General features: G+C 34.5%; 16 protein-coding genes, 1 pseudogene and 1 other annotated feature. All 17 genes and pseudogenes read right to left on the bottom strand.

Annotated features, from left to right (window positions below; translation table 11 throughout):
- Positions 1–488: helix-turn-helix domain-containing protein (locus DW269_RS10290; protein WP_147321696.1), on the bottom strand; the 488-nt coding region annotated here is incomplete at its 3' end.
- A gap of 654 nt (positions 489–1,142) precedes the next feature.
- Positions 1,143–2,159: a ketol-acid reductoisomerase gene (gene ilvC, locus DW269_RS10280; RefSeq protein ID WP_006505165.1), complete on the bottom strand. Its 1,017-nt coding sequence runs from the start codon at positions 2,157–2,159 to the stop codon at positions 1,143–1,145.
- Positions 2,160–2,165: 6 nt separating this feature from the next.
- Positions 2,166–2,690, bottom strand: a complete 525-nt coding sequence (gene ilvN / locus DW269_RS10275) for an acetolactate synthase small subunit (RefSeq protein WP_117459695.1) — start codon at positions 2,688–2,690, stop codon at positions 2,166–2,168.
- A complete protein-coding gene (leuA, locus tag DW269_RS10270; RefSeq protein WP_117459693.1) occupies positions 2,690–4,378 on the bottom strand; it encodes a 2-isopropylmalate synthase in 1,689 nt (562 codons plus the stop codon). Before leuA ends, ilvN begins: the two co-directional genes overlap by 1 nt.
- A gap of 53 nt (positions 4,379–4,431) precedes the next feature.
- Positions 4,432–4,685: a binding site (T-box leader), on the bottom strand.
- A 276-nt stretch (positions 4,686–4,961) separates the two neighbouring features.
- Positions 4,962–5,990: a D-alanine--D-alanine ligase family protein gene (locus tag DW269_RS10265; protein ID WP_022424402.1), complete on the bottom strand. Its 1,029-nt coding sequence runs from the start codon at positions 5,988–5,990 to the stop codon at positions 4,962–4,964.
- A 1-nt stretch (position 5,991) separates the two neighbouring features.
- A complete protein-coding gene (gene murF, locus DW269_RS10260; protein ID WP_117459691.1) occupies positions 5,992–7,335 on the bottom strand; it encodes a UDP-N-acetylmuramoyl-tripeptide--D-alanyl-D-alanine ligase in 1,344 nt (447 codons plus the stop codon).
- 78 nt (positions 7,336–7,413) lie between these two features.
- Positions 7,414–8,643 (bottom strand): DUF5050 domain-containing protein, encoded by a 1,230-nt coding sequence (locus tag DW269_RS10255; protein WP_117459689.1) that lies wholly within the window; start codon positions 8,641–8,643, stop codon positions 7,414–7,416.
- Positions 8,644–8,913, bottom strand: coding sequence for a hypothetical protein (locus DW269_RS10250; protein WP_117459687.1), 270 nt, complete (start codon positions 8,911–8,913; stop codon positions 8,644–8,646).
- 128 nt (positions 8,914–9,041) lie between these two features.
- Complete coding sequence (locus DW269_RS10245) at positions 9,042–9,248, bottom strand: helix-turn-helix domain-containing protein (RefSeq protein WP_022424406.1); 207 nt, start codon at positions 9,246–9,248, stop codon at positions 9,042–9,044.
- On the bottom strand, positions 9,248–10,192 hold the full coding sequence (gene whiA, locus DW269_RS10240) for a DNA-binding protein WhiA (RefSeq protein WP_022424407.1): 945 nt from the start codon (positions 10,190–10,192) through the stop codon (positions 9,248–9,250). The genes DW269_RS10245 and whiA overlap by 1 nt, the downstream gene beginning before the upstream one ends.
- 15 nt (positions 10,193–10,207) lie before the next feature.
- Positions 10,208–11,056: an RNase adapter RapZ gene (rapZ, locus tag DW269_RS10235; RefSeq protein ID WP_117459685.1), complete on the bottom strand. Its 849-nt coding sequence runs from the start codon at positions 11,054–11,056 to the stop codon at positions 10,208–10,210.
- A gap of 196 nt (positions 11,057–11,252) precedes the next feature.
- The gene (locus DW269_RS10230; protein ID WP_117459683.1) at positions 11,253–12,416 is read right to left on the bottom strand and encodes an RNA-guided endonuclease TnpB family protein; all 1,164 of its coding nucleotides are present in this window, start codon (positions 12,414–12,416) and stop codon (positions 11,253–11,255) included.
- Positions 12,346–13,001, bottom strand: a pseudogene (locus DW269_RS10225) (IS607 family transposase). The gene DW269_RS10230 and the pseudogene DW269_RS10225 overlap by 71 nt, the downstream one beginning before the upstream one ends.
- Positions 13,002–13,146: 145 nt before the next feature.
- Positions 13,147–14,058 (bottom strand): thioredoxin-disulfide reductase, encoded by a 912-nt coding sequence (trxB, locus tag DW269_RS10220; RefSeq protein WP_117459679.1) that lies wholly within the window; start codon positions 14,056–14,058, stop codon positions 13,147–13,149.
- Positions 14,059–14,061: 3 nt separating this feature from the next.
- On the bottom strand, positions 14,062–14,709 hold the full coding sequence (ppaX, locus tag DW269_RS10215) for a pyrophosphatase PpaX (RefSeq protein WP_117459677.1): 648 nt from the start codon (positions 14,707–14,709) through the stop codon (positions 14,062–14,064).
- Between the two features lie 24 nt (positions 14,710–14,733).
- A complete protein-coding gene (gene hisC, locus DW269_RS10210) occupies positions 14,734–15,792 on the bottom strand; it encodes a histidinol-phosphate transaminase (RefSeq protein ID WP_117459675.1) in 1,059 nt (352 codons plus the stop codon).
- Complete coding sequence (locus DW269_RS10205) at positions 15,792–16,568, bottom strand: Cof-type HAD-IIB family hydrolase (protein WP_117459673.1); 777 nt, start codon at positions 16,566–16,568, stop codon at positions 15,792–15,794. Before DW269_RS10205 ends, hisC begins: the two co-directional genes overlap by 1 nt.
- Positions 16,569–16,692 lie beyond the last annotated feature (124 nt).

The raw sequence follows: 16,692 nt of genomic DNA, 5'->3' as shown, positions 1-16,692 counted from the left end.
ACATGACCGCTCTTAATTACGTATCCATCTTTTGTAGTTGGAATATATCCTTTCTCTTTAATGCGGACCCAGCCAAGTGACGGAATCTTGATTCTGTGTCTTTCACAACAACAATCTTTTGGATTATTCCTTACGAAATACATCTTCACATCAAATCTGCCTTTCTTTTTAAACTTTGGAAAGGCACTCTTGTGATTAAAGAATCTCTTAAATGCGGTCTGTCCGTTATTGACTGCCTGTGTTACCGATTTTGAATAAGCTTCCTTGATCCAGGAATATTCTGGATGGCTCGGAAGAAACTCATTGTTAAGCCATACTCTAAACTGGCTGCTGCTCATAAACTTTTTGCCACTTTCATGAAGTTCCTTATTATGAGCAAGATAGAAGTTATAGATAAATCTGCAAGTACCTATTGTTTTACGAATCCTGACTTTCTGCTCATCTGTCGGATTTATTTCCGTCTTGAAGCTCTTCAGCAATTTCCTCATCCCTTTCTATCTGTTTTTTTATACTTACTAAACCCATACAGCCTGCAGGAGAACACATGAAGTATTGAAACAATATCCTCTCCATCTGATTTCTAATCTAATTATAGTACAAATGGAAAATCTATGTATTCAGTTCGACTTTATGAACGCCGATTAATAGGCGTTCATAAAATTTAATTTTCACTAACCTGTGGTTTGTGGGTATTCAAATTATAGTTTTAATTTTTTTCCATTACTCCATCTAATAAATCGTTACACGCTTTCCATAATTTTCAATACACAGGTCTACAATAATTCTTTTGCGTTACAAAACTATCTTGAAAATGTAACTCGACTTAGTAAATGACGATTATAAGTATAATAATGCCTATTAGTTTGGGTTCGGTTTGCCTTTAAAGTTCCTTCTCTATCTCACCGTTATAATATCTTAACAGATACGCCTAAAAGTCAATAAAATCCGTTTGTTTAAAATTCGTGATATTTGATGTGTTCATTTTAATGCTCTCCTTTGCGGGGATCTAAACACATTTAATCACAATAGTCAATATATTTAGTTACTTATATTTTCCTCCTCAAGTTATTTTTGAATGTTGTAACGAGAAAGTACCGTAGTACTTCCTCGTTACAACACACAAAGTGTGTGTTGCTTAGTGATTAGTTATTTAAAAGCTTATCTTCATCAGACCAAGAATATAATGAACGGATATCAGCACCTACTTTTTCACATTCATGTTCATTGTGTAACTGTCTCATTGCTTTGAAGTGAGCCTGTCCACCTGCTGCTGACATTTCAAGTAAGAATTCTTTAGCGAATGAACCATCCTGGATATCAGCTAATACTTTCTTCATTGCTTTCTTAGTGTCTTCAGTGATTAATTTAGGACCAGTGATATAGTCACCATATTCTGCAGTATTAGAAATAGATTTTCTCATACCTTCGAAACCTGACTGGTAGATTAAGTCTACGATTAACTTCATTTCATGGATACATTCAAAGTATGCATTCTTTGGATCATAACCAGCTTCTACTAATACTTCGAAACCAGTCTGCATTAACTGACATACACCACCACAAAGAACTGCCTGTTCACCAAATAAGTCTGTTTCAGTTTCAGTTCTGAATGTAGTATCTAGTAGACCAGCTCTTGCACCACCGATTGCAGCACCATAAGCTAATGCATAATCATGAGCCTTACCAGTGTAATCCTGTTCAACTGCTACTAGACAAGGAGTACCTTTACCTGCCTGGTATTCTGAACGTACTGTATGACCTGGGGCTTTTGGAGCAATCATAGTAACATCAACGTTCTTTGGTGGAACGATTTGATTGAAATGAATATTGAAACCATGAGCGAACATTAACATATCGCCTTCGTTTAAGTTTGGTTCGATAGCTTCTTTATAAAGTTTAGCCTGTAATTCATCAGGAATTAATACCATAATGATATCTGCCCAAGCAGCTGCATCAGCAGATGTCATAACCTTAAGTCCCTGTTCTTCTGCTTTCTTCCAAGACTTAGAACCTTCATATAGACCAACAACAACGTCTACTCCAGATTCTTTAAGGTTTAATGCATGTGCATGTCCCTGAGAACCATAACCGATGATAGCAACCTTTCTACCATCCAATAAAGATAAATCACAGTCTGTGTTGTAATAGATTTTAGCCATATTTAATTACCCCCTATTTTTCTTAGCTTTCATCTTTTCTATATCAAAATCATCTAGTCCTCTTCCGATGCCAGCAATACCAGTACGGACGATTTCGGTGATATTGAACGTATCTAACATTGTGAGAATACCATTGATCTTATTATGATCACCTGTTACTTCCACAACGAGTGAATTTGGCGCAACATCGACAATCTGCGCTCTAAATATATTGACTATTGACACAATATCAGGTCTTTGTGAGTGGTCTGCTTCTACCTTAATAAGCACCAATTCACGATAGACTGAATGGTCATCATCTAACGGAAATATTTCAATTACATCTTCCAGCTTTCTTAACTGCTTTTTAATCTGTGCAAGAGTGGCTGGTTCTCCTCTTGCAGATACTGTCATACGTGAGACTGTTGGATCATTTGTTTCCCCAACGGTCAATGAATCAATGTTGTAGCCTCTTCTAGAGAATAATCCAGCCACACGGCTTAATACGCCGGCTGTATTATCAACTAGAATAGACAGGACAAGTCTTTCCATTAAGCGGCCTCCCTCATATCCTTATGTATTCTATTCATAGCAGAAATAATTGCTTTAATAGTTGCAGTTGTAATATTTGGATGAACACCTACACCCCATTCAATAATAGATGTACCTTTTGCTCTAAGTTGTACATAAGCAGCAGCTTTAGCACTTGAACCAGATGTTAATGCGTGTTCTGAGTAATCTAATAAGTGAATATAATGGTATCCATTATCATTGAATGCATTCTTAACTGCATCAATTGGACCATTACCATAACCAATAATTGTACGTTCTTCACCATGATCACGAATTGTTAATTCTACTTTTCTTTCAAATTCATTTTCTGTATCTTCTGAGATATCTGTTAGCTTCTGATAAATGAACTGGAATGGTTCTTCGTTCTCAATATATTCATTTCTGAATGTATCATAGATTCTTTCTGGTGATACTTCACCTTCTGCTTCAGAGATGTTCTGTACAATCTTTGCGAAGTCACCCTGTAATGGTTTAGGTAAATGATAACCAAAGACTGTATCCATAACGAAGGCCACACCACCTTTACCTGATTGAGAGTTAATACGAACGATTGGTTCATATTGTCTATTTAAATCAGCTGGGTCAATTGGTAAGTAAGGAACTTCCCATTGTTTCTGATGTCTTTCATGATATTTATGAATACCTTTATTAATAGCATCTTGATGGCTTCCAGAGAATGCTGTGAAGACTAACTGACCAGCATATGGAGAACGAGGATTAACTTCCATCTTTGTACATTCTTCATAAGTATGCTTGATATCATTCATCTGTGTGAAGTCAAGTTCTGGATTGACACCATGTGTATACATATTTAATGCAACAGTGACGATATCTACGTTACCTGTTCTTTCACCATTTCCAAATAATGTACCTTCTACTCGATCAGCCCCTGCCATTAATGCAAGTTCTGTTGCAGCAACACCACATCCTCTATCATTATGTGGATGAACTGAGATAATAGCTCTTTCACGATCTTTTAGGTTTCTACATACATATTCAACCTGATCCGCAAAGACATTTGGTGTATCCATTTCTACAGTTGAAGGAAGATTCACAATCACTTTATTATCTTTAGAAGCACCCCATACATCTAAGACTGCATCGACTACTTCTACTGCATAATCCATTTCTGTACCAGTAAAGCTTTCAGGTGAATATTCAAGAATGACTTGACCTTTAAAGTTATTACATAACTTCTTTACAAGAGCACAGCCATCTGTCGCAATCTTCTTAATTTCATCTTTATCTTTGTTGAAGACAACATCTCTTTGAAGGATACTTGTTGAATTATAAATATGCACAATAGCGCGATCTAATCCATCAAGGGCTTCAAATGTTCTCTTAATTAAGTGTTCACGGCACTGAGTTAATACCTGAACAGTGACATCATCAGGAATGAGATTTTCTTCAATCAATAATCTTAAGAAGTCATATTCAATCTGTGAAGCTGAAGGGAATCCTACTTCAATTTCCTTGAATCCAAGTTCTACTAATAACTTGAACATCTTCACCTTTTCTTGAATATTCATTGGTGTTACTAATGCCTGGTTACCATCACGTAAATCTACTGAACACCAGATCGGTGCTTTTTCAATTGTCTTATCTGGCCATGTGCGGTCTTTCAAGCTCACTGTTTCAAATCTCTTGTACTTTTGGTAATTCATCATAATTGTTTATTCTCCTTTCCAACCTATAAAAAAAGCCCTCGCCCTTACTAGCGTAAGAGGACGAGAGAATAATTCTTCGTGGTTCCACCTCAATTTATTGATATCTCACAATATCAACCTTATCGAGTACGCTTTATATATAAAGTACATACTCTAGCGAGATAACGGTCGCAAATACCGTAGCAGCCTACTTAATTCAGTGCTCCACTCAAGGATGAGTTCAAAGATGATCAAACAGTTCTTTACACCAGCCAGAACCTCTCTGCGCTTTCATCATTCCCTTACTAGTTCCTATCAAAGTCGTTTTCTTTTGGGTTGTTGTGTTTATCATATACTTCTCACATAGACATGTCAACAAACTTTTTCACTTTTTTCCTTATTTTCCTAATTATATTAATTATTTGTCGGATAATCAGTTTTATAAGCGTTTTCTTGTAATGAGTTATATAAATTTTATTGTAATATTCAATATTATTTCCATTGTTTTTAATTACAGACATTTTTATATTTACTTCGCAAAATATTTATTATATTAATAAATATTTATCCATTCAAACCATAAAAAAAGATGTCTTTCGACATCTTATCTCTGTAATGCAAGCTTGATTAATTCATCAATAAGAGCTGGTGTATCTAGTCCAGCATCCTTCATTAATTGAGGATACATAGAGATATTAGTAAAGCCAGGCATAGTATTGATTTCGTTTAAATAAACGTTTCCTGTATCGTTATCATAGAAGAAGTCACATCTAGCTAGACCTGTACCATCTACTGCCTTAAATGCTTTAACAGCAGCCTGTCTGATATAATCCTGGATAGACTGATCTACTCTTGCAGGAATGCATGTTGCACTCTGTTCATCTTCATATTTAGATTCATATGTATAGAATTCACCATGAGGTAAAATCTGTCCTACACGTGATGCACTGATATCATCATTACCAATGACAGCACATTCTAATTCTGTCGCATTAATAGCTTTTTCTACAACAACATGACGGTCATAAGATGCTGCTTCATGAAGTTTTGGTAGTAAATCAGTTAAAGTATTAACCTTATAACAGCCTACACTTGAGCCAGAACGGCTAGCCTTTACAAAGCAAGGGAATCCTAAGTGTGTATAGATTTCCATTTCTACATTAAAGCTTTCTCTACCTTCATTATCTACTACAACTAATTTATCATCATATCTCTTCTTGACATATAGAGAAGGCACCTGAGGAATATTAGCCTGGTCAAATAGTTTCTTTGCATAAATCTTATCCATTGCAGTACAAGATGCCATCACACGGCATCCAACATATGGCACCTGAGCCATTTCTAATAAGCCCTGGATAGTACCATCTTCACCAAACTGTCCATGTAATACTGGGAATACAACATCAAATGATTTTAGGAAAGTGAAATGATCATTGATCTTTGTAGCACCTTCTAACCAGTTATCACTAGAGAAATCAGTAGAAACTAAATCATACCATTCTCCTTCTTTTGTAATACCTGCAACTTTAATATCATATTTACTCTTATCACAATTTTTATAGATATTCACACATGACATACGGCTAACAGCATGTTCTGTAGACTGTCCACCACATACTAATAATAACTTCATCTTAATTATTCTCCTTTAAATCATTAATGACTTCTTTTAAATGCATACCATTAGAAGCCTTGACTAGAACAACATCATTTTCTTCTAGACATTCCTGTAAATAAGCACTTAAAGAGGCATTATCATCAAAATGATAAGCAAGGCCTGGTTTTGCTTTATTTACTTCGTCTGAAATATAACGCGCAGCAGGACCTACAGTCAAGACTAAATCAATATTCTTTTTAAGTAAATGTGCTCCTACAGCACGATGAAGTGTTTCTTCATAATCACCAAGCTCTAACATATCCCCTAATACTGCAATTTTACGGCCTGAATAACCTGATAATACATCAATACTTGATCTCATAGAATCAAGATTCGCGTTATACGTACCATCAATCACACGGATATGACGATCAAGTGTTAAGATATCATTTCTATTCTTAGTGAGTTCAAATGTTTCAATACCCTTGATACATTTTTCCATTGGAATATTTAATAATAAACCAACCTGAATCGCAATTAATGCATTAAAGATAAAATGAACACCTGGTACATAGACTCTTACATCATAATCCTGCCCATCTACTTTTACTCTAAATGATGACATATCTTCATTCAAGATAATGTCAGTCGCTTTTAAGTCTGCTTCACTTTCAATACCAATAGTCTTTAAAGAGATTCCTTCAGGATGGACTGTAGATAGTAAATCATTGTCGTTATTGACTACTAAAGTACCATGATTCATACCATGTATGATTTCCATCTTGGCCTGTAAGATATTTTCTCTTGAACCAAGTTCACCAATATGTGCTGTACCAATATTTGTGATTGCTGCAATGTCAGGTAATGCAATCTTAGTTAAATAATCGATTTCTTCTAAATGGTTCATACCCATTTCAATAACCATGACTTCTTCACCATTATAACGAAGAATAGTTAGAGGTAAACCAATATTATTATTGAAGTTACCCTGTGTTTTTAATGTTGTATATTGCTGGGAAATAACACTCGCAATCATATCTTTAGTACTTGTTTTCCCTGCTGAACCAGTGATTCCTACAACCTTTGCATGAGAATGTACACGTACATAACGTGCTAAATCACCTAATGCCTTCATTGTATCTTCTACTAGAATCACATTATGTACATCATCTTCTATAGGATGGCTTGTCAAAGTGGCTATTGCACCATTTTTAAAAGCCTGTGGGATATAGTCATGCCCATCTTTAATACCTACTAGAGGGATATATAGGTTTCCTGGCTGAATAACACGTGTATCCTGTGTAAAGCCATTCACCTGGTCATCTAAGTGACCATTTAAGAGTTTTCCGTTTGTTGCCTCAATAATTTCGCTTATTAACATATAATCATCTCCATTTTTTACCCACCCATTATAGCATAAATCTTATATACAAAAAAAGACACTGAAGTGAATCAGTGCCTAATTATCAAATATCACTGCATACTTTGTATTAGAAGTGTTTACAACTTTCCAATCCTGATTATCTTTCACAAAGAGATGATCATTCACAATCTGCATACCACTGATACGATGTGACTGGAATTGATAAACTGCAGTTGGTTCTCTCTTTTCAAAATCTAGACGATACATCTTTGCATCACTGCCCACATAATAGATTGCTTCATCACTCATCACAAACATAGAATAACCAATATCATTTAAAATAATCTGGGATTCTTTTGTTTGGACATTCACTCTACCAATTGTCATTTTAGGTGTAGTGAAATAAAGATAACCATCTTTATAGACTGAACCATAAACTTGTTCATTATAAATAGTATCTGTGTCTTTAGTAGTCATATTATAAGAAATAATAGAACTCTTACCAGTTAGATAAATAATATCTCCATTAAAGTTCATATTGTAGATATGTTCATCTAAAAGTTTAGTAGATGTTTTACTAGAAATATCATAAACATATAAGCTTTCATTATCACTATCATTCTGATAATAGAGCTTATTATCATGATAAGTCATATAGAATGCTGAAACATCCTGTAGTGTTTCAGACTTTTCTGTCTTTGTGTCAAGAACACAGATATGATGGTTTTTATCTGTATAATAAAGCTTTTCTCCGACAAGATTTAAATAAGTGGCATACTTGATATCATATGTCTTTACGACATTCATATCTTTATCTAATTTTACCAATTTACTGTCAGGTTTTGACATGAAGATATAATGATCATTAGCTGCGACAGTTCCATCATTAGATAAATTAGAATATTGTTCAATTTCTGTTGTCTTCTTTAGTTTAATTACAGAAGTCATTTCTTCTGAAGTACTCGAATTACCATCTGCCCATTTAATATTATCAGAATGATTCAAATAATACTGTGCACCGGTAGTCGCAAGTATTAAGACAAGTACTGATATAATAACTACTTTCCAGTTAATCTTACGTGATACCTTTTCCGGTTCATATGTTTTTTCTTCTTCTTGATAAATACGTGATGTAGGAATAAAAGACCCTTGAGGACGACGTGATGTTGAAGCAGGTCCTAATGGTTTTCCACAATAAGAACAGAACTTCGCATGAGGAATGTTCTGATGACCACAATGAGGACATTGATCATCCAGTGGTGTACCACAATAGGGGCAGAAATGTGACCCTTCTGGGATTTCTTTATGACATGTAGGACAAATCATTTAGTTGTCATCTCCAGTCTTTTCTTCATCTACAACCTTATATTCTACATCAATGATATCAGGATTATCATTACGTGATGAAGACTGAGATTGAGATGAATATTGTGTTTGTGCTTCTTCATACTGTTTTCTGATTTTCTTTAGTTTAAAATATTTCCAGATTTCATAAACAATAAACATGATCAATAAGAAAGGCCATGCATAAGCAATAATGTTTAAGAATACAGATAAAACTAGAAATATAATTATAAAATAGATTAGTGCATCCATAAATTTTTTCTCCTTTAAGTGTCGTCATTATATGTTTCTATTGTAAACAAATGATGAACTCACAGAAATTATACCAATTTCAAACAAAAAATAGAAGATGCCTTAGACATCTTCTAAAATTTCACATATTAGTAGTTAAAAAGGTCTTTAAGAGTAATACCTAAGCCTCTCGCAAATTGATCAATGGCTTTAAGACTCACATTTCTAGTACCTCTTTCTACATCAGAAATATAATTCTTAGAAAGATGACATCTAAATCCTAGTTCTTCTTGAGAGATTCCCTGCTGCATTCTTAATTCCTTAATACGCATTCCAAATCTTTCTGTGACAGTCATTATTCTTCCTCCATCTGACGAAGACGTGCAGCTTCTTCTTTGATCTTCTTAAAACGATGGTGAAGACCAGATTTAGAAATTGTCTGACCTGTCTTATTAAAATACACATCTGCTAGTTCATTAAGTGTAAGTTCTGGGTTTTCTAAACGAATCTGCGCCACATCCGCAGTCTTAGAATCTAGAATCTCTATGCCTGCTTTATCAATCACATAGGCAATATCTTCAATCTGTTTTGCACTCGCTGTCATAGCTTTCATTTCATTCGCAATATCGCAATTATTCCATCTATTGACAGTATTAGCCATAGAACGGTCAATACGTGTTGTTTCAAATTCCATAACAGAAGTAGAAGCACCTATAGCACGTAAGAAGTCTCCTATTCTTTCTGCAGATTTCATATAGATAACATAACGATTACGTCTCTTGATCACATGCGCATTTAAGCCATAGCTATTCAACATAGCTTCAATATATTGTGCAAGAGGTTCATCCTGTACACTCATCTCTAAATGATAATTAGATGTATCGGGGTTATTGACTGAACCACTTGCAAGAAATATACCTGCAAGATAAGCTCTTCTTGTGCGATCATCATATAAAATCTCATCAGAAGGTAACATCGTAAATCCTAAACCTTCTAATAAATGAAGATCTTCTAGTATTTCTCTTGCCTTAGAAACCTTAAGAAGATAAACATTGTTCTTCTTAAGCTTCATCATCTTTTTTACTTTAAATTCAATTGAAGGTGCATAAAGTTCTTTAAGAAGTTTATGCATCTTTGACGCTATTTTTGCGTTTTCTGTACGGATTAGGAGAGAGAGTCCCTGTCCTAACATCAGTGTTCCATTGGTTTTTAATAACGCACAAAGAATCGCTTTTGAACAGTCATGATCAAACTCATTAAATACGATCTCTTCCTTTACTTTTCTTGAAAACGACAACATTTCTTTTCACATCCTCTAGTGGTCAGCATCACGATGCCACTTATATACTTTATAATATTTCTTATAATGGTCTGCAAGGAAATTAGTTAATGTGACAGAACGGTGCTGGCCACCTGTACAGCCAATACCAACAATCAATTGCATCTTTCCTTCTTTTTCATATTCTTTCAATAAATAATCATAATAAGACAAAGTCTTTTTAATAAATTCCTGTGTTTCAGGTTTTTCCATGACATAGTCATAGACTTCCTTATCATTTCCTGTCTTATTTCTAAGTTCAGGAATATAGAATGGATTTGGTAGGAATCTTACATCAAGAAGTAAATCAGCATCCTTAGGAATACCAAACTTATATCCAAATGATACAAAAGAAACACGGAATACTTCTCCTGTTTCATGATAGAAAGATGCTTCTAGTCTATCTTGTAAAGCTGTACGCTTTAATAGAGTTGTATCAATGATTAAATCAGCCTGTGTCTTAATCTGTTCATATTCCTGGCGTTCTAATTCAATAGAGTCATAAAGTGTATTGGCTTTATTCATGATCATCATTGGATGTGAACGTCTTGTCTGCTTATAACGTTTTAAGATTTCCATATTTTCACAATCTAAGAATACAACAGTCAAATTGATCCAATCCATATTCGTTAATTCACGAATTGCCTGAAGTGCATCTCCTAGATAGATTCCCATCGCAATCTTACCACCTAAAGTTTCATTTAATAAATAATCTCCAAACTGTTCAAGTAGTGCAACTGGATAGTTATCGATACAATAATATCCCATATTTTCAAATATAGCCATGGCAGTAGATTTACCTGCACCTGACATACCTGTAACTAATACAACTTCTACATTCTTCATAGACTTATATCCTGCCACTCAAAATGTGATTAAATATACTCACATCGAGATAATGTAAGTTCTCACGAACATTACTTACTATGTCACTGTGCATGCTTTGGATTGACCGAAATCATATCTACTCACAAGTTCTAGTGCACTCCATAGTCGTAAATTCCCGAAATAGCCTTCGGTACATACTTACGTTTGCGTTCATTTATGCAACTTCGTAAGTTGTAGCATCTCTCAGATTTAGTGCAGCATTGAAATCTCTGTCTTCGATATATCCACAATCACATCTGAAAAGTCTATCTGAAAGCTTTAAATCTTTCTTGATACTTTTACAGCAGTGACAAGTCTTAGATGATGGGAACCATCTATCTACAACTCGAAGTTCGATTCCGTTCTCCCTGCATTTAGCTTGAAGCTTTGTCTTAAATTCATAAAACTTCTGCGAAGCAACTGCCTTTGAAAGATGTCTGTTCTTCATCATCCCTGATATGTTTAGATCTTCAATCGTTATATAAGATGGCTTGGTTTTCACTATCTCTGCGATTATCTTATTGATGTAATCAGTACGAATATTGTCGATTCTATGATGAAGTTTCTGTATCTTAAGCCTTTGTTTTTGTATATTTCTTTTTTGAGTGGACCCTCCTTTCTTTATATTTTCATACTTTCGAGAAAGACTTCTCTGTTCTCGAATAAGCTTTTTTTCAAGCTTCTTTAATTTAGCAGATTTGTTGATGTTCTTATAAGTCTTTCCATTAGAAGCAATCGCAAAGTCCTTTAATCCAAGGTCAATGCCAATTCCTTCACTGGAATTACTAGCTGACGTTTTGTCTGGGATTTCTATAAGAACTGAAACATAGTATCTATCAGCTTTTATTGAGACATGACCGCTCTTAATTACATATCCATCTTTTGTAGTGGGAATATATCCTTTCTCTTTGATACGGACCCAGCCAAGTGAAGGAATCTTGATTCTGTGTCTTTCGCAGCTGCAATCTTTTGGATTATTCCTTACAAAATACATTTTCACATCAGACTTGCCTTTCTTTTTAAACTTTGGAAAGGCGCTCTTGTGATTAAAGAATCTTGTAAATGCGGTCTGTCCATCATTTACTGCCTGTGTTACCGATTTTGAATAAGCTTCCTTGATCCAGGAATATTCCGGATGGCTCGGAAGATATTCATTGTTGAGCCATACTCTGAATTGGCTGCTGCTCATAAACTTTTTGCCACTTTCATGAAGCTCCTTATTATGAGCAAGATAGAAGTTATAGATAAATCTGCAAGTACCTATTGTTTTACGAATCCTGACTTTCTGCTCTTCTGTTGGATTTATTTCCGTCTTGAAGCTCTTCAGCAATTTCCTCATCCCTTTCTATCAGTTTTTATACTTACAAAGTCCATGAAAACTGCAGGAGAACACATGAAATATTGAAACAATATCCTGCACGAGTTCTTCCTGTGGCGATAGTTCTTCATTATTTACTACAACTATGGTTGTATTAAACTTTTTACAGAATTTCTCAAACCAGTCATAACCAAATCTGATAAATCTATCTTTATGGGTTACTACTATTGTCCTGATTTTTTGTTCCATTACTTCATCTAATAATTCGTTCCACTTTTTACGGTTGTAATTAAGGCCACTTCCATAATCTTCAATACACTGATTTACAATAATTCCTCTTGCATTACAAAACTGTCTTAAAAATGCAACTTGATTTTGCAAATCATCTTTTTGATTCTTTGTAGACACTCTGGCATAAATAACGACCTGACGTTTATCATTTTCAATATTCATACCTTTGAATTGTAGATACTGATCATATGTGTAATAACGCCTATTAGTTAGAGTTCGGTTTGCCTTTAAAGTACCTTCTCTGTCCCAACGTTGTAATGTCTTAACAGAAACACCTAAAAGTTCAGCAAAATCTTTTGGCTTATAATTTTTGATATTTGATGTGTTCATTTTAACATTCCTCTATGAGCACATTCAAACACAACAGTCAATATATTCAGTTACTTAGATTTTCTCCTCAACCTCACTTATTATAACATACAATCATAAGGGTATAAAGCATTCAAAAAGAGAACTATCATCAGTTCTCTTCAACAAGCTTTGCAGCATATTGTCCCGCAATCGCACCATCGTTGGCTGCAGTGACAACCTGTCTTAATGTCTTTGTTCTGACATCACCAATCGCAAATATTCCAGGAATTTTTGTTTCCATATGTTCATCAACATCAATATAACCCTGTTCATTTGTAATGCCTAAATCCTTCACAAAATCAGTGACTGGATCTAAACCAATAAATGGGAAAATACCCTGTACATAAAGGTTTTCTAGTTCTTTTGTATCACTATCTTCTAGTTCTAAGCCTTTTAATGTATCATCTTCTACAATTAAAGCATGTGGCTTCTTTTTGAAGTGGAATTCAATCTTTTCATTATTAAGTGCTTTCTTCACTAGATAATCATCTGCACGGAAGACATCACGTCTCATAATAATATGAACCTTTTCTGTAATACCAGCAAGATAGATTGATTCTTCAATCGCACTATTGCCTCCACCAATGACAGCGACTTCTTTTCCTCTAAAGAATGGTCCATCACAAACAGCACAATAAGAAATACCTTTACCTGTCATTTCATCTTCTAAGTGTAGTCCCATTTTTCTTTCTTTAGTTCCTGTCGCAATAATGACAGTTCTTGCTTCTAGTTCTTCCTTAGATGTAACAACAACCTTATGGTCACCTTCATCTCTGATTGCCTTCACTTCTGTCATCTTTAACTGGGCACCGAAGTTAAGTGCCTGTTCATACATATCATATGCAAGCTGAGGACCCATCATTTCTTTTATTCCTGGATAGTTTTCTATATGCGCTGTTAAGTTTAGTTTGCCCCCTGGTGCGCCTGACTCAATAATAGTTACATCAGCGCCTGCACGACTTGCATAAAGTGCGGCAGTGAGTCCTGCTGGTCCACCACCAATAATTATAATATCTTTCATAATCTACATCCTTTCTAGATAATCATATAAATCATCATAAGACTCCATCATATAATCTGGATGTTCACCAAGAAGTGCCTTAGTCCCTTTTAAAGACCAAGTGACTCCAATAGTTTTAATACCTGCATTCTTACCTGCTTGAATATCAGTCACATTATCACCAATCATATAACCTTTTGTCGCATTCATTTTCTTCATTGCAGTCAATACTGCTTCTGGATGAGGTTTCCCATGTGTAACTTCATCACTTCCAATGACTACTTCAAAATACTGATCTAAGTGTGCACACTTTAATCCATATACAGCTGCATCCTTGAATTTTGTAGTCACAATAGCCATTCTTATTCCTTTCTCATGAAGTTTTTTTAATACTTCTGTTTCATGAGGGTATAGAGTAACATAATCATTATGCTTCTCATGATTATAAGCACGATAGATTTGTACTGCTTCATCCACCTGATCACCAGAAAGATAACGAGCAAATGAATCTCTTAGAGGTGGTCCTAAGAATGAGAGAAGCTCTTCTTCTGATAATGTGTAATCAGGAAGAAGCTTTTTAAAAGTATATCTGAATGATTGGAAAATCAATTCATCGGTATTAAGTACTGTTCCATCTAGATCAAATAGAAGTACGTTATCTGTATATATCATATCATTAATTGTTTCCTTATGTGTTTAAGATGCTTGAATAATTTCTTTGACAGCATCTAAGAATGCATCCATTTCTTCATCATTTCCAATAGTGACACGTAAGTATTGATTAATACGTGGTGCATTGAAATATCTTACAATAATATGTTTCTTTCTTAATTCTTTAAAGATATGTTCTGCATCATAATCATCATGATGAATAAAGATGAAATTAGAATAACTGTCAGTCATAGTAAAGCCCATTTCTTTAAGGGCTTTTTTAGTACGTTCACGTGTTGCGATAATCTGTTTCGCATGTTCTTTAATCACTTCACTGTCTTTAATAGAAGCTTCGCCAATCACCTGAGCGAGTGCATCAATTGGATATGAGTTGAATGAATTCTTTACATCATATAAATGTGATACAAGTTCTTTGTTACCTAAAGCTACACCAAGTCTACTACCTGCAAGTGAACGGAATTTAGAGAATGTATGAATCACAAGTAAGTTATCATATTTCTTTAAGAGTGGTATTACTGTTTCTCCACCAAAATCAATATAGGCTTCATCAATCACAACAACACTCTCAGAATTATGTTTGATAATATCTTCGATATCATCTACAGACATAAGTTCACCTGTTGGCGCATTTGGATTAGGGAAGATAATTCCACCATTCTTATTAAAATAATCTTCTTTCTTAATCTTAAATGCATCATCAAGTGCCACTGTCTTATAATCAATATTAAATAATTCACAATAAACAGGATAGAAAGAATAAGTAATATCTGGGAAAAAAATAGGATTCTGTCCATTAAAGCATGTTAAGAATGTTAAGGCGAGAACTTCATCACTTCCGTTACCTAAAAAGACCTGATCATCTTCTAATCCATGATACTCTGCAATTAAATGTTTAAGCTTTGATGCATCTGCATCAGGATAGAGTCTTAGTTTAAATGGATCAAAGGATTGAATTGCTTCTTTGACTTTTTCTCCTGGTTCATATGGATTTTCATTTGTGTTTAGTTTGATAAGATTAGACATCTTAGGCTGTTCCCCAGCAACATAAGGTTCTACATCTCTTAAGTTATTTCTCCAGCTCATTATATTTTACCCCCTAGTATATCATCGATCATTTCATAGACATAACTATAAATATGATCTGCTTTTTCTTGAATATCATCATGTGCATAATTAAATGTACAGCCATGGTCTCCTGCTTCAATCATTGAAAGGTCATTCCATGAATCACCTATTGTATAGGTTATTGCATTTGTTTTGTCCTTGAGATAAGTGACACCACTCCCTTTAGAACAGTTGTTAGGAACAATGTCTAGGAAATGAAGATTAGGGTGACATTCTACATCATCACCATATTTGTCTTCAATTCTTTTCTTAATGATATTAATTTGATCAATCTGATTATCTTCCTGATTTAAGCTAATGATCTGAAATGAAGGACTTTCCTTCATTAATGTCATGTAGTCGTCAGGAATAAGTATATTTCCCATATCACTATGTGCAAAAGATTGATGATTAAAACAACCATAACTATTCTTTCCATCACACATATGCACAAACATATTGGCATCTACTCCCCATTGTAGAATATCAAGTCCAATTGATTGTTCTATATGTTTCTCATAGAGAGTTTCTTTATTGGAATCAAGAATTGCCCCACCATTGTTTAAGACAAGATAATCAAAAGGATAACCATCCTGCTCAAGGATTTTATTCATTTCTAATATATGACGTCCTGTACAATAAACAACTTGACCGCCTGCATCACGAAAACGTGTTAAGGCTTCTTTGTTTAAAGGTGAGATCTGTTCATTGTCACGATAAAGAGTTCCATCTATATCACAAAATACCATTTTCATAGTCCTACCCTCCTTAATTTCCCATTATATAGGAAGGTGTCGATAAAAAAAAGTCATATTAATAGAAGAAAGTAGACTAACCTATCACTAGGCTAGTCCCTTATCAAACCGTACGTGCACTATT

The organism is Catenibacterium sp. AM22-6LB (assembly GCF_003435615.1).
Classification (GTDB): Bacteria; Bacillota_I; Bacilli_A; order Erysipelotrichales; family Coprobacillaceae; genus Catenibacterium; species Catenibacterium mitsuoka_A.
The sequence above is the reverse complement of the archived record's forward strand: the minus strand, read 5'-3'. Positions and strand labels throughout refer to the sequence as shown.

Excerpts from the sequence above, each read along its gene's own strand:
- ilvN (WP_117459695.1), bottom strand. The coding sequence starts at position 2,690 with ATGGAAAGACTTGTCCTGTCTATTCTAGTTGATAATACAGCCGGCGTA.
- DW269_RS10245 (WP_022424406.1), bottom strand. The coding sequence starts at position 9,248 with ATGACTGTCACAGAAAGATTTGGAATGCGTATTAAGGAATTAAGAATG.
- whiA (WP_022424407.1), bottom strand. The coding sequence starts at position 10,192 with ATGTTGTCGTTTTCAAGAAAAGTAAAGGAAGAGATCGTATTTAATGAG.
- DW269_RS10230 (WP_117459683.1), bottom strand. The coding sequence starts at position 12,416 with ATGAGGAAATTGCTGAAGAGCTTCAAGACGGAAATAAATCCAACAGAA.
- ilvC (WP_006505165.1), bottom strand. The coding sequence starts at position 2,159 with ATGGCTAAAATCTATTACAACACAGACTGTGATTTATCTTTATTGGAT.
- rapZ (WP_117459685.1), bottom strand. The coding sequence starts at position 11,056 with ATGAAGAATGTAGAAGTTGTATTAGTTACAGGTATGTCAGGTGCAGGT.
- ppaX (WP_117459677.1), bottom strand. The coding sequence starts at position 14,709 with ATGATATATACAGATAACGTACTTCTATTTGATCTAGATGGAACAGTA.
- DW269_RS10265 (WP_022424402.1), bottom strand. The coding sequence starts at position 5,990 with ATGAAGTTATTATTAGTATGTGGTGGACAGTCTACAGAACATGCTGTT.
- hisC (WP_117459675.1), bottom strand. The coding sequence starts at position 15,792 with ATGAGCTGGAGAAATAACTTAAGAGATGTAGAACCTTATGTTGCTGGG.
- DW269_RS10255 (WP_117459689.1), bottom strand. The coding sequence starts at position 8,643 with ATGATTTGTCCTACATGTCATAAAGAAATCCCAGAAGGGTCACATTTC.
- DW269_RS10205 (WP_117459673.1), bottom strand. The coding sequence starts at position 16,568 with ATGAAAATGGTATTTTGTGATATAGATGGAACTCTTTATCGTGACAAT.
- leuA (WP_117459693.1), bottom strand. The coding sequence starts at position 4,378 with ATGATGAATTACCAAAAGTACAAGAGATTTGAAACAGTGAGCTTGAAA.
- trxB (WP_117459679.1), bottom strand. The coding sequence starts at position 14,058 with ATGAAAGATATTATAATTATTGGTGGTGGACCAGCAGGACTCACTGCC.
- DW269_RS10250 (WP_117459687.1), bottom strand. The coding sequence starts at position 8,913 with ATGGATGCACTAATCTATTTTATAATTATATTTCTAGTTTTATCTGTA.
- murF (WP_117459691.1), bottom strand. The coding sequence starts at position 7,335 with ATGTTAATAAGCGAAATTATTGAGGCAACAAACGGAAAACTCTTAAAT.